Genomic DNA, 13,408 nt, shown 5'->3' on the forward strand with positions numbered 1-13,408 from the left:
AAATCTACTTCCGCCGCCGTTGCGGGGGGCACGCGATTGACCAACATCACTGATCACGTCTTCAATTTCCGGCTCGAACTTCGCCATTTGGTCCCCCCTTCCAAAGTTGAGAACAATGTCAGCGAAGCGACACCATGAGAACTAGAGCGCCAGGATAATTGTCATTGGCTTCTGCTCTGTGTGGCGAATATCGATGAAAGGAATACAGTTAGCGCCTGCCAGCGCGATTGACCGGGCCGCCTCGATTCATCGGCGTTCCGGCGGCGCCGACGCCGGGCGTTGCGACGGCGCGCGCCACCGGCCGGGGCCGCAGGACGACGCCGGCTCGGGCGACGCATCCGACGGGATATTCGACATACTGGCAGTAAACTATCGCGGCCGCTTTTTCAGTGCTCATGGCAACGAAGCCAGCGACGAGCCCGGTGGTCAGAAGCGCCGACATTGCGATCGACATTTTCATCTCATTTCCTCCCTTTGTTAGGTTGCGACGCTATGCTCAATCGCGCCCCTCACGTTGATATGGATCATGCATCGCGGTCGGAGCGTCGTGTAGGCATTCGGCACCCCGGCTCCGCTCGCCAATCCCTCAGCGTACCAACGCAAACGTCTCGCCGACGCAGCAATGCGCTGGGGTTGTCCTTCGTAGTCATCGAAGTCTCCTATCGATCAGGACGGCCAATTGCTCATTCCAGGTCGTGGACGATGTCGACGGCCCTCCACGTCATTTCGCCTTCCCTACCGATGGGGCGGGCCCTACTGGTTGGTCGGCCGCTGCTGCCTTCGCCTCCTGCTCCGGTGTAAAGGGTTCGAGCTTGACGGTCAGCTTGTCGATCTTTCCGGTGAACTTGAACGGAGGCTCGTAGCGATACTCGACCATTGCGACGCCGGTTCGCGTGTCCAGGCCGACGTCAAAGGTCTCGTCCTCCGGGAAGGTGACCGGGATGGTGTGCTCCATCGAATTCCTGGCCACTTCCTTTCCGTCCACAGAGAGGATACCCGTCCCGCCTTTTCCCAAACCCGGGCCGTCGGATTTGAAATCGAAGACGACGGTGTGCTTGCCGGCTGCCAGCTCGGGGCCTTCCCATATCGTGCGCTTGAGGTCGAGCAGGTTGTAGAGGAACACCACCTTGCCGCGGCCGATGCCGAAGTCGCCCTTGCTCAGGAACAGGCCGTAGCCGCCGAAGCGCCCGCCTTCCGTGACGATCATGCCCTCGGCACCGCCGTCGGGAATCGTCACCTCGGCGGTGATGGTGTAGGACTTGCCCAGGATGCTCGGAGCCGCACTTGCGGGCACGCCACTCAGTTCGCCCGAATAGGTGAACAGCGTCCGTCCCGCCGTGAGGCTCGGGCGCGGCGTATTCCAGCGCGCGAGCGACGAGTTGTCGAGCGGCAGCACGTTATATTTGGCGGCCTCCGAATAGAAGAGAGCCTGCATCTGCTTGAGCTTGTCTGGCATCTTGGCCGCCAGGTCGTTGGACTGGGTCGGGTCCTGGTCGACGTTGTAGAGCTCCCAGCTGTAGCCGCTGATCACATCCGGCGGCGTGGCCGAGCTGAGCTCCCAGGGGAGCGTCGCCGGCGTCGTCGCCGCCACCCACCCGTCCTGGTAGATCGCCCGATTGCCGAGCATTTCGAAATATTGCGTCGTGTGCCTGGTCGGCGCGTTGGCGTTTGCCTTGTCCCACGTGTACATCATGCTGCCCCCCTCGATGGGGATCTGCTTGATGCCGTTGATCGTGTCGGGTTGCGGAATGCCGGTTGCCTCGAGAATGGTCGGCACGATGTCAATCACGTGATGGAATTGGCGGCGGATGCCGCCCAAATCGTTGATGTGGCCGGGCCAGGACATGACCATGCCCTGCGATGTGCCGCCGAAGTGCGATGGCACCTGCTTGACCCACTTGAATGGCGTGCCCATCGCCCAGGCCCACGGCGCCGCAAAGTGCGGGAATGTCCGTTCCGATCCCCAGAACGGATACCAGAGGAACTGATCCTTGACCGGCACGGGAATGCCATTGAATGTCGTGAACTCGTTCGGTGTGCCGTTGAGCATACCTTCGGCGCTCGCGCCGTTGTCGCCGCCGATATAGATGATCAAGGTGTTGTTGAGCTCGCCGAGGTCTTCGACGGCCTGGATAACCCGTCCGATCTCATGGTCGGCGTAGGCGAGGTAAGCGCCGTACACATCAGCTTGCTTGATGAAGAGCTTCTTCTCTTCGAGGCCGAGGGTGTCCCACTGCGGCAGCTCTTTCGGCCATGGCGTCAGATTGGCGATCTCGGGCATGATGCCCAATCGCTTCTGGTTGGCGAAGATGGTCTCACGCACTTTGTTCCATCCGTCATCGAACAGGTGCATGTCGCTGATCTTCTTGATCCACTCTGGCGTTGGATGATGAGGCGCGTGGGTTGCCCCCGGGACGTAGTAAACGAAGAACGGCTTGTCCGGTGCGATCTCCTTGAGCTGCTTCATGTGCTGGATCGCGTCGTCCGCCATCGCCGTCTCGAGATTCCACTTGGGGTTACCCTCGAACGGATAGATGGCCGTCGTGTTGCGGAACAGGTTCGGCTGCCACTGGCTGGCGTCACCGCCGACAAAGCCGTAGAAATAATCGAACCCCATGCCGTTGGGCCATTGAGTGAATGGCCCGGCCTGGCTCGACTGGTAAGAAGGTGTGTTGTGGTTCTTGCCGAACCATGAGGTCGCGTACCCGTTCGCCTTCAGGACCGTACCGACCGTGCCCTTCTCGATTGGGATGATCGAGTCGTACCCCGGGAATCCCGTCGCGATTTCGCCGACCACTCCGAAGCCTACCGAATGATGGTTGCGTCCCGTGATGAGTGCCGCCCGCGTCGGTGAGCAGAGTGCAGTCGAGTGAAAATTCGTGAAGCGCAAACCAGCTTTTGCGATGCGATCCATGGCAGGCGTCGGGATAACGCCGCCGAACGTGCTCGGTGCACCGAAACCCTGGTCGTCCGTCATGATCAACAGCACGTTCGGTGCGCCCTTCGGCGGCACGACGCGCGGGGCCCACCAGGGCTTCGACTCCGAGGCTTTCTCCTTGATCACGCCACCGAATTTCGGATCGGGCGGCGGGAGCTGCTTTCCGTCGATCGTGGTGGTGGCGCCGGCCGAACCGGGGGTGCCGGTAACCTGCTGAGCCGATGCCGTGACACAATTCAAGGCGATCAAACATGCACCCGCGAGTGCGCTGCAAATTGCTTTCATGGCGAACTCCCGGTGGGATGGTACGCACTGGAAACCGCCAGCCTGTCGGCATCGAGCAGGTCTCTCGTTGATCCATGTCAACGTACTCCGGAGGGGAGGCCTCAATCTCCCAACGTCGGACTGCGCTGAAGATCAGGAGTTGAATTCCACGAGAGGCCGTTCACGGGGAGCTTCCCAATGAAGATCGCGCTGCTATCGATGGCAATGCTTGGAAGTCAACTGGTGATCCCCATCGGCGATCGCGTGCCCCAGCTGAATGTCGAAGCGACATGCAAGGCGACGGTCGCAACCGACAAGGCGATGGGGCTGAACCTTTCCCAGAGCTTCGATGATTGCATGCGCGACGAGAGCGCCGCTCAGCAGCAACTCGGCACCATCTGGCTCTCGAATTCGGCCGAACTCAAAAACAGATGCGAAGGCGAGGCGACTGCGGGTGGGAGCGACAGTTACGTTGACCTGCTCACCTGCATACAGATGGCCGATTGGGCAAAATCGTCTTCGACCGCGCCCAAGCTGAGAGGCGCGAGCAAGAACCGCAACAATTAGTCTCATCACGGCTGCTACCGGCGGGCTGCACTTGACTTGATGGGAGTCAAGCCGATGATGCGCACGATCGCCCCGATCGAGGCTCGCTCGATTATGGTTCGGCGATTTCAGCGCTGAGGGGCGACCGTTGGCACGCAGGCGACGGAAATCCGGCAGCAAGGCCAGGCCACGGAGGGATTCCGCGGATGGCATTCCGCAAGTTATGTCCCCACAGGAGCCTGCCAACCGCAAGGTGGAAGCCGCATCGCTGTCGAAGCGTCGGCTCTGGGCGATGGCCTCGATCATGGGGATCGCCGTCTTTGCCTTTGGTCTCGCCTTTCAGTTCCTCAATCGCAGCCCATCAGCCCCGACGGCGCGGCCCTCGTCCGCGGTAAGCTTCGTCGGCAGCGAGACTTGCGCTGGCTGCCATCAAGCCGAAGCAAAGCTGTGGAATTCCTCGCAGCACAAGGCGGCAATGCAGCACGCCAACGACAAGACCGTGCTCGGAAATTTCGACGACGCAGGCTTCGACTATTATGGCGTAAGGTCCCGCTTCTTCCGCAAGGACGGCAGGTTCTTGGTCGAGACCGATGGCGCCGACGGCAAGCTTGCCGTGTTCGAGGTGAAGTACACATTTGGCGTCGATCCGCTGCAACAATACCTTGTGGAATTTCCCGACGGCCGGATTCAAGCGTTGTCGCTCGCGTGGGACAGCCGGCCAGCAGAGAGGGGCGGCCAGCGCTGGTTTCATCTCTCGCCCAATGAAGAGATCAGGCACGACGATATCCTTCATTGGACGAAGCTGAACCAGAACTGGAATTTCATGTGCGCGGAATGCCACTCGACCGGCCTGCGCAAGAACTACGATGCCAAGGCTGATCGCTTTGCGACGACATGGGCGGAAATCAGCGTCGGCTGCGAGGCCTGTCACGGTCAAGGCTCACGCCACACCACCTGGGCGCGCGATCAACAGAGCTGGTGGCCCTTTGGCCGTCGCGAAGATGACAGCAAGGGCTTGCTGGTGCGTTTTGACGAACGCCGAGGCGTCACCTGGCCGGTCGATCCCAGGACGGGAAATGCCCAACGCTCCGCGGCACCAGCCTTGCTACGCAAGGAAGTCGAGACCTGCGGCCTCTGCCACGCGCGGCGTGAGGCGTTCCATGAAGACTGGATACCGGGACAGTCGTTGTCGCAGACCCATGCAGTCGAAGCGCTGGCGCGCCACACCTATTACGCCGACGGTCAGATCCGCGATGTCGAGGAGCCATATAATTATACGCCGTTCAAGCAGGGCAGGATGTTTGCGGCCGGCGTTAGCTGTAGCGACTGCCACGAACCGCATAGCGCAAAACTGCGCAGCCCGGGGGAAGGCGTTTGCCTGCAATGCCACGCGGGGGAAAAGTATGCCGATGTGCGGCATCGCCACCATGCAGGCGTCGATCGGGCGCCGACTTGCATGTCGTGCCATATGCAGGAGCGAACCTACATGGTGGTCGATAGCCGGCATGACCATGCCTTTCGAGTCCCGAGGCCCGATCTTTCATCCACATTGGCAACGCCTAACGCCTGCAACGACTGCCACCGCGACAAACCATCACAATGGGCGGTCAAGGCGATCGAGGAATGGTTCGGGCCTGCCCGAAAGGGTCTTCAGACCTATGGGCCGGCATTTGACGCCGCCCGCACCGATCGAGCCGATGCCGCCGCGCTTCTTTCCCTTCTTGCGTCGGATCGACGAGCACCGGAGGTGGCGCGCGCCAGCGCGCTCGGCGAGCTCGCCTCGCGCGTGGCTCCCGCCCATATCCCGACGGCGCGCATCGCCCTTGCCGATCCCGATCCGATGGTGCGGATCGGCGCGCTCGACATGCTGGAGAACTTGCCTGCCGATCAGACATGGCCCGTCGTATCTCCGCTGTTATCCGATCCCGTTCGCGGCGTCCGCATCAGGGCCGCCTCGCTGCTGGCGGCGATGCCAACGGCAAGTCAGCCTCCACAGGACCGCGCGTCCTTTGATCGGGCAGCAGCCGAGTTCATCGCCGCGCAGCGCGCCAACGCCGAGCGGCCGGAAGCGCACGCCGCGCTCGGGAACTTTCTCGCCCTGCGCGGACAGATACAACGGGCCGAGGCCGAATACGAAGCTGCCCTCCGACTCAGTCCGCAATATGCGACGGCTGCGATAAACTTGGCCGATCTCTATCGGCAAACCAGCCGGGATGACGAAGGTGAAGCTACCCTTCGTACCGCGATTGCGGCTTCACCGCGCGATGCAGCCCTCCATCATGCGCTCGGCCTGACGCTCACGAGGTTGAAGCGTGCGGAGGACGCGCTCGATGAGTTGCGTCGAGCGACCGAGCTGGAGCCGGGCTCGCCGCGGTATGCCTATGTCTATGCCGTCGCCCTGCATTCCGGAGGCCGCCGAAGCGAAGCCATGGCCGTTTTAAGGGAAGCGCTGCGCACCCATCCCAGTAACCGCGAAGTCCTTGAAGCTCTCGTCTCGTTCAGCCGGATGGCAGGAGATGAAACAGCGGCAGCCGGCTATGCGGAGCAGCTCGCGATCCTCCAGGCGAGAAAACCATGACCTTGCATGCGCGGCCAGCAAGGCTACCAGACGCCCCTGCCGAACCAATCAAATCTCGATTGTCGCGCGACTCGAAACGTGCGTGGCATCGCGTGTCTTTTCGCAAGCTTGTGGCGTTCCGGCTGCAGCTCTCGATGCCTTGGCGTGGTCGATTGTAGCTCGAAAGTGTCAGACGACCGCAACTGCGCCATTGCCTCGCGCTCCGGCGCTTTGGCGGGAACTATGTCAATCGGTGCGGCGACGGTGGGCTCCGTACGCGCGACTTGCGGAGGAATGATTGTCGGGGCGGGGGTATCAAAAACGATGCGCTCCGGCCATTGCCGATCGGAATGAATGCGGATGATGGACGTTTCGTTCTCTGCGTTTCTGGCGCCTTGCGACTTTGCCAGATATGCGCTGGAAATGAGCAACAGCGCATACAACGCTGCGCCGACAACGAGAAAATATCGTGCCAACGGCATCTTGGCTCTTTCATCCCCGCCTAGGCTGACGACATTGTCATCTGCGCGTCGATCGAGCGGTGATGCCGATATCTCAATCGCGACGAGTATCGCGGTGCCAACTGCAGCCCGGTCCCCCTCAACCGGAGACCGGCCCGCTGCAATATCCTAGTAGCACGGCGGGTAGGGAGCATATCCGCAGCGTCCATAGGCTCCTGTCGCTGCGGCTCCGACGGCAGCTGCCCCGACGCCCACCGCCACTCCGCGGCGTACCGGTGCTCGGGCGACGCCCACACCAGGAGCCCCGACACCAACTCCGGGGCGACCGACGCCCGCGGCGCCCCGACCAGCGCGCGCCAGCGCGTCAGTTGAAACCATCGCGAAACAGCCCATTCCAATAATGGCAGATGCAGTAAGAGTGATAATGGTTCTCCGTGACATAATTGATCTCCTTTCCAAGGTTGATCAATTGTTCACGGTAGTCCTCAAGTGCAGGTTCGAATTGATCTAGAACAATGAGCGAGACTGATTGTGGTCAGGCGTTATCAGCCGATGACGCGCCGCGATCGAGCTTCGATGGACGGTTGGCTTTCCCGTCCTTCAAGCCGGGTGTGCTGGAATTCCTCGCGGGCATCTCAACAACAAGCGAGTCATACTCGGTCTGCAATGGCGAACTGATGACCGGCTGATCAGGCAGCTTCTCCGCCGGCTCATACCATGGCCGCCGGTCTACAATTCCGCTCTCAAGGGCGTTCGCGATCAACCTGCCAATCTCGTCGCCTTGCAGAGGCACAAGCTTCTTCTCAGCATCATATTTATAAAGCTGAGGGCAAAAGAATACGGCGTGAATTCGCGGATCATATCCTTCCACGACAAGGAAGTGCTCCGCTCGAAGCCAGATATTGAATCTTTTTGCTATTTTTCGTTCTTGCGTCGCTCGGGCGACACGAAGCCTTTCAGGTGAGGGCCCGATAATCGTGCCCGCCTCGAGCACGATGACCCAGTCCTTGCTCGTGACGTTATGCGGATGGATCCGGATCAGATGACTTGGCACCTTTCTTCGAACGAGGCCCATCGCAGTCCTCCGCAGATCATGTGGTCGCTTAGTTCTACGATAACAGCCCGATGCGCGCTGTCAAAGCTCTGCGACGAGACACACGCGGCTGACGTCCGCTTTGTGCCCGGCGATGACGGTCACCAGCCATATTACTGACTTCCAAACCACTTTTCGTAGATTCGCTGATAGGTGCCGTCTTCGCGGATTGCGACCAGCGCACCGTTGATCGGCCTGCGTAACGGGCTTCCTTCCGGAAAGGCGAAGCCAGCCTCCCGTTTGTCGAACTCGGTGCCCACGAGCCTTACCAGCCCTTTGCCTTCGTGCGCCGCATAATAGCGAAGCACTGGCGCGGGAAAGAGCACTGCGCTTACTTCCTTGTCGAGCAAGGCTTGAAACATCTCGTCGACTTTCGAAAACTCCTGAACCCTTGCGTTATGCCCGCGAAGATAGTTGATGGGAATACTGGCTCCCTTGACCGTCCCGACCTGCTTTCCCGGCAGGTCCTCGGGACCATTAATGGCACCGCGGATCTGATGAACGGTCAGGTTTGCGGTCAGCTGCGCGGTATAGAGCGCAACGAAGACTATGCCCACGAACATCCATACGAATGAGACGACGCGCGCCAATGGCTGGCGTGGAGCTTGCTCGGCCTGCGTCAAGAGAGTTGCCGCCGACCAGTGCATCGCATGAAATATGCCCGGGATGTAGTTCTCGGTTGGAATGATGCCGTCCTTGTACCTCCGCTCGAGAAGCCAGACGAGATGAGCGGGGATCAGCATGATCAGCGCTGCGATCCCGAGCCACAACAGGGTTGTCGTCGTCAGCAGCAGACCGAGCAGATCCAGTAGTGGGTTTGGCACAAAGGAAGCACCGGCATCCCGCACCATGACCTGCTGGCCTGCTTCCAGTATCGCGTAGGAGAAATCAAACTCCTTGTCGCGTTCCGGGGTTATGAGGACGGCAGAGACGATGAAATCGACCTTCTTGAACCGCAGGGCATCGAAGCCGGCGGCTACCTCAGGTGCGATCTGATAGTCCACCGTTGTCCTCAGACGCGCAGCAACCTCTTCCCAGAGATCGATGCTAAATCCGGTCAGCTTGCCGTCTTGTTGAATGACGAAGGGCGGTGAAACGAACGTCCCCACGCGGAGTTTGGCCGGTACGGTCTGCGACAGCGCAGGAGTAACGAAAACAAATGTCGCCAACAGCACGGCAGCGTAAGATCGAATGGCGACGATCATGGTGATCCATTTCGAAGTGCGCCAGCGACACAGTGCAGATCGAGTTGTGATCCTTCAGCAGAGCTTTGCGATAGGAGTGGCTCACAAAGCGCGAAGCACACCATCGAGTGTCGCAGCGCGGTCGAGACCCCCGACCTTTTCCTCGACGCCGTCGGCTCGCAATAAATCGCGCGCCGTTCCGTGGGCCCCGATGATGCGCAGGTTGATGCCGCGACTGGCGAGTTCAGCATGCAGTTCGTGCAGCATGCGCGATCCGGCGAGATCGATGTAGGGTGCGGCGGATAGATCGCAGATGGCCAGACGTATGGCAGGGCTGGCTGCTACGCGAAGGCGGTTGACTACGGCTTCCAGCACGGTGTCGGCATTGACGTAGATTACGGATGCCTCGGGACGAAATATGATCACACCAGGCAACGTCTCATTCTCGGGATGGCGATCGATATCAGAATAGCTGTTGGTACCGGGAATGCGACCGAGGAACGCGACGTTCGGGCGCGAGGCGCGGATGAGCAGCAGCACAACGGAGGCCAGCGCTGCGAGCAGGATGCCCTGAAGGATGCCAAGAAGCAGCACGCCGATGAGAGCGATCGACGCGGCGAGGAAATCCAGCGTACTTACGCGCCACATGCGGAGCAGCGCAGGAAAGTCCAGCAGGCCATATACCGCGGTCAAGACCACGGCGGCCAACACGGCTTTGGGCAGATTTTCGAGCAGGCCGGTCAGGAACAGCAGGCAGAGCGCCAGCGTGATCGAAGCAAAGACGAGCGCCAGCGGGGTGCGTGCCCCAGCCTTGTCGTTTACCGCCGACTGCGACAGTCCCCCGGCAACCGGGTAGCCGTGCCCGAGTGCCGCCGCGAGATTGGCCGCCCCGATGCCGAGCAGTTCCTGTCTGGGATCGAGCGGATAACCGTGCTTCGCCGCGAAGGTGCGAGCCGCCGAGACGCCCTCGATATAGGCCAGCAGAAGGCAGCCGGCCGCGAGAGGGACTATTCCCTCGATATCGACGATCCTTAGTGCGGGACCTGATAGGGTGGGCAGGCCAGGTGGAATTTCTCCCGTTATTGGCACCCCTTGCGCAGGAAGCCCCAACAGGGTGGCGGCAACGATCGCCAGCACGACGACGCCGAGCGCAACCGGTTTTCCCGGCAGCAGACGCTCGCCGAACACGATCAGCGCGATCGCGACGAGCCCGACTGCGAGAACCAGGAGCTGCATCTGACCGAGCTGCCCGGCCAGCAGGAAAGCCCGCTCGAAGAAGTTGTGGCCGCCGCCTTTGACGCCGAACAGACTCGGCAGCTGAGTCATGGCGATGGTCAGGCCGGCGCCAGCCTTGAAACCGACGAGGATGCTGTCGCTGATCAGCTTCACCAGCACGCTTAGCCGCAGGATCCATGCGAGAAGGCTGAGTATCGCTACCGTGAAGGCCGCGAGACTGGCAATCTGCGCATAGCGTTGCACGTCTCCGGCGGCCATTGCCCCCACCGTCCCCGCGATCATCAGCGAGATCGCGGATGTCGGCCCGACGGCAAGTTGGCGCGAGGAGCCTAGCAGGGCATAGCCGAGCCCACCCAGCATGTAACCATAGATCCCCACCTGCGGCGGGAGACCTGCAAGGCCTGCATAGGCGAGCGAGACTGGGATGGCGTAGGCCGCCAAAGTCACGCCCGCGACGATGTCGCCAGGCAGCCAGGCAGCGCGGTACTCAGCCAGCCAGCGGGACGGCGGAAACCACCAAAGCCAATTCTTCAGCTCGATCGGTTCTTCCCTGTCCCTCGTTAAATCCGACATTGGGCACCGCCTGGTCAGCCGATCGCCGCCACCACAAATATCGGCCGTCGAGTCGGTTAGATTGATGTGCATCAATGCATTTGATGTTTCCTGATCAAAGCTTTTGCGGTGCAAACCCTGTAGGGGGATCGCCGTGAAGCGCGCGAACAAGATTTCCAGACCCCCGATTCCCGTCAGCACCGTCCATATCGTCCCGCCGGACTCGAAAAAGTCCTGCAGGCCTATCGTGAGACGTTGGCTGATGATCGGCGCATGCTGCTCGATCGGTACAGGTTGGTAGATGTCGTCATCAAGGTGGTCGGCGTGGGCAGCGTCGGCCGAATGTGTTCGATTGTCTTGCTGATGTCCGAGGCGAACGATCCGCTATTTCTTCAATGCAAGGAAGCGGGAGAGTCCGTGCTCGAGCCTTGCGCAGGCAAGAGCGTCTACAAGCATCATGGTCAGCGCGTGGTCGTAGGGCAGCGCATGATGCAGCCGGCTTCGGATATTTTCCTGGGCTGGGTGACGGGTCGGACGGGGCAATCGCTCTATGTGCGGCAGTTGCGTGACGCCAAGATCAAGCCAATGGTCGAAACATTCGACGCCGAAGTGCTGGATATCTATGGAATGATCTGTGGTTGGGTGCTTGCGCGCGCGCATTCGAAGGTCAGCGAGCTATCCTCGACGATCAGTGGCTATCTCGGCTCGAGTGATGTCTTCGACAAGGCGATGGGCAGATTCGCCTTGGCCTATGCAGACCAGGCGGAACGCGATTATACGGCAATGAAAGCTGCCGTGAGGAAGGGCAAGATAAAGGTCTATCAAGAATCCTAGCCGGGCGTTTGGCGCTGCCATAGCAGGCGTGTGACCTCAGCCAGTCGAGGCTGAGCCTACGTCGTCAACTGTACCGATGCGACAAGGACCGACCGCAATGTTGGAGGACGCCGCACTTGCGCACGCGCGGCTGAAAACACCGAAGGCTGCCGCCATAGCGGGAATTGCCTTTTCCGTTCTCATGTTCGCGATCTTCTGGCTGCTTTGGCGATCGATTCCCGCCGATCCGCTGGAGTCCGGAGCATGGCTTGCCACCGACGCGAGAAGAATTGCACTGGCGCTCAATCTTGTCCCGTTTGCCGGCGTTGCCTTCTTGTGGTTCATCGGGGTGCTGCGTGACCGTCTTGGCGTGCAGGAGGATCGCTTCTTTGCCTCGGTGTTTTTCGGGAGTGCCTTGTTGTTCCTGGCCATGCTGTTCGTTGCGGCTGCGGTAACAGGTGCAGTCATCCTGGTAGCCGCTACTTCCGAACCGAATGAACTGATCAAATCGGCCACCTTCCGCTTCGCCCGCGCCTCCACCTACATCGTCATGAATGTGTATGCGATCAAGATGGCGGCGGTCTTCATGATCTCCATGTCGACCGTTGTGATCTACACCGGCATCGCGCCGCGCTGGATCGCCTTTATCGGATACCTGCTGGCTGCGATACTTCTGATCGGCAGCTACTACATCAGCTGGAGTTTTGCGATATTGCCCGCCTGGGTCGCCCTGATCAGCATCTATATCTTGACGGACAATCTGCGCCAAAAGCGGGCCTAGCGGCAGCCCGTTTCCCTGTTTGGCGAGCTTGATTTGCATCAACAAGGCACGCCGGAATCGTCTCACCTTGGAATTTTCGGCGTCGCGCGCTTGTAAGGGAGAGTGACCTCTATGACCGCTGCACCGAATCCGGTGGCGACCGAACACCTTCCCTTCTTCGTCACTGCGCCGGGCAATACCGACGTGCTCTTCAATATCATGGTGGTATTCACCATTGCGAGCGTGGTGATGCTTGGCATCGTCTTTCTGACCATCCGAGCATCATGACCCAGGACCTCCATTTCAGCCTGACAATCATCGACGACGATAACATATCGCGGGCGTTTCCGGAGATCCCGGGAATGACGTTGAAGTATGCGAGATGCAAGTTCTAGCGAGCGCTTTGCCGCAGCCCGCGAGAGTTTGCGGCCGCGACTGTCGCTGATCGCGAAGCAATCCTTTTGCATCAGCAGCTTCGGAGTTTGATATGGGTCAACACTTCATTTGGCGCGTTGCCCGAAGGTTCTGAAACTCTGGCCCCCCCTGCCAGAGAAGGCGCACCTACCCCCCGGTGCGTCGGATTGGAGACCGCCATCCCCCAAGTGGCGGTCTTCTCCGTTTTTGAAGTATCCGCCATCGCGGGTAGCCTCGCACAGGTTATTCGGCGGCTCCGTGCGGCATTGGGCGAGCTGGCACAGTTTGTCGACGGCGATCGCGCGGAACTGGTGGGTGTCTATCTGCAGCACCTGGATTCGAGCATTGATCGCTCCACCTTTGATCCTCAGGATCGCGCGACGGCAAGAGTGGAGGATCGTCAGGGTTTGGGCATATCCCGCAGGAGCGATGTCGCGGTCCCGAGGTCATGACCAGTATGCTCATTCTTTCGACAATTCCGGTCATCATCATGGCAACGGCCCTGACCATTGATGCGTATCAATCTGGGGACCTTCCCTCCGGGCAGGTTGATGTAGCGGCAGCTTGCGCCGCAATAGCAAAGATCGCAT

12 protein-coding genes are annotated in these 13,408 nt (G+C 60.3%); 6 read left to right on the forward strand and 6 right to left on the reverse strand.

The genetic code is table 11. The annotated features are described in order from the left end of the window. Nucleotides 1-208: 208 nt before the first annotated feature. Both E4K64_RS00840 and E4K64_RS00845 read right to left on the reverse strand, forming a co-directional pair. Nucleotides 209-460, reverse strand: a complete 252-nt coding sequence (locus E4K64_RS00840; protein WP_135161728.1) for a hypothetical protein — start codon at nucleotides 458-460, stop codon at nucleotides 209-211. A gap of 261 nt (nucleotides 461-721) precedes the next feature. Next, nucleotides 722-3,223 (reverse strand): arylsulfatase, encoded by a 2,502-nt coding sequence (locus E4K64_RS00845; protein WP_135162057.1) that lies wholly within the window; start codon nucleotides 3,221-3,223, stop codon nucleotides 722-724. Between the two features lie 177 nt (nucleotides 3,224-3,400). Between E4K64_RS00845 and E4K64_RS00850 the strand changes: the two genes are divergently transcribed. Together E4K64_RS00850 and E4K64_RS00855 are read left to right on the forward strand one after the other, a co-directional pair. Continuing rightward, nucleotides 3,401-3,769, forward strand: a complete 369-nt coding sequence (locus E4K64_RS00850) for a hypothetical protein (protein WP_135161729.1) — start codon at nucleotides 3,401-3,403, stop codon at nucleotides 3,767-3,769. A 454-nt stretch (nucleotides 3,770-4,223) separates the two neighbouring features. After that, nucleotides 4,224-6,326 carry a tetratricopeptide repeat protein gene (locus E4K64_RS00855; RefSeq protein ID WP_235884503.1) on the forward strand — a complete coding sequence of 701 codons (2,103 nt, stop codon included), beginning with the start codon at nucleotides 4,224-4,226 and terminating at the stop codon, nucleotides 6,324-6,326. A 23-nt stretch (nucleotides 6,327-6,349) separates the two neighbouring features. Here E4K64_RS00855 and E4K64_RS00860 read toward each other — a convergent pair whose 3' ends face one another. From E4K64_RS00860 to E4K64_RS00880, 4 genes are all read right to left on the reverse strand, one after another. Beyond that, nucleotides 6,350-6,787 carry a hypothetical protein gene (locus E4K64_RS00860; protein WP_135161731.1) on the reverse strand — a complete coding sequence of 146 codons (438 nt, stop codon included), beginning with the start codon at nucleotides 6,785-6,787 and terminating at the stop codon, nucleotides 6,350-6,352. Between the two features lie 514 nt (nucleotides 6,788-7,301). Further along, nucleotides 7,302-7,841: a hypothetical protein gene (locus E4K64_RS00870; RefSeq protein WP_135161732.1), complete on the reverse strand. Its 540-nt coding sequence runs from the start codon at nucleotides 7,839-7,841 to the stop codon at nucleotides 7,302-7,304. Nucleotides 7,842-7,972: 131 nt separating this feature from the next. Then, nucleotides 7,973-9,064, reverse strand: coding sequence for a transporter substrate-binding domain-containing protein (locus E4K64_RS00875; RefSeq protein WP_135161733.1), 1,092 nt, complete (start codon nucleotides 9,062-9,064; stop codon nucleotides 7,973-7,975). Nucleotides 9,065-9,145: 81 nt separating this feature from the next. Then, nucleotides 9,146-10,852, reverse strand: coding sequence for a SulP family inorganic anion transporter (locus E4K64_RS00880; RefSeq protein ID WP_135162059.1), 1,707 nt, complete (start codon nucleotides 10,850-10,852; stop codon nucleotides 9,146-9,148). A gap of 213 nt (nucleotides 10,853-11,065) precedes the next feature. Between E4K64_RS00880 and E4K64_RS00885 the strand changes: the two genes are divergently transcribed. From E4K64_RS00885 to E4K64_RS00895, 4 genes are all read left to right on the forward strand, one after another. Beyond that, complete coding sequence (locus E4K64_RS00885) at nucleotides 11,066-11,665, forward strand: DUF2252 family protein (RefSeq protein WP_235884505.1); 600 nt, start codon at nucleotides 11,066-11,068, stop codon at nucleotides 11,663-11,665. Nucleotides 11,666-11,762: 97 nt separating this feature from the next. Next, nucleotides 11,763-12,425 carry a hypothetical protein gene (locus E4K64_RS00890; RefSeq protein ID WP_135161734.1) on the forward strand — a complete coding sequence of 221 codons (663 nt, stop codon included), beginning with the start codon at nucleotides 11,763-11,765 and terminating at the stop codon, nucleotides 12,423-12,425. A 111-nt stretch (nucleotides 12,426-12,536) separates the two neighbouring features. Next, on the forward strand, nucleotides 12,537-12,692 hold the full coding sequence (locus E4K64_RS40125; RefSeq protein ID WP_167771730.1) for a hypothetical protein: 156 nt from the start codon (nucleotides 12,537-12,539) through the stop codon (nucleotides 12,690-12,692). Nucleotides 12,693-12,985: 293 nt separating this feature from the next. Further along, a complete protein-coding gene (locus E4K64_RS00895; RefSeq protein ID WP_135161735.1) occupies nucleotides 12,986-13,270 on the forward strand; it encodes a hypothetical protein in 285 nt (94 codons plus the stop codon). The last annotated feature ends 138 nt before the right edge of the window (nucleotides 13,271-13,408 follow it).

It is taken from the genome of Bradyrhizobium frederickii (assembly GCF_004570865.1).
Lineage (GTDB): Bacteria > Pseudomonadota > Alphaproteobacteria > Rhizobiales > Xanthobacteraceae > Bradyrhizobium > Bradyrhizobium frederickii.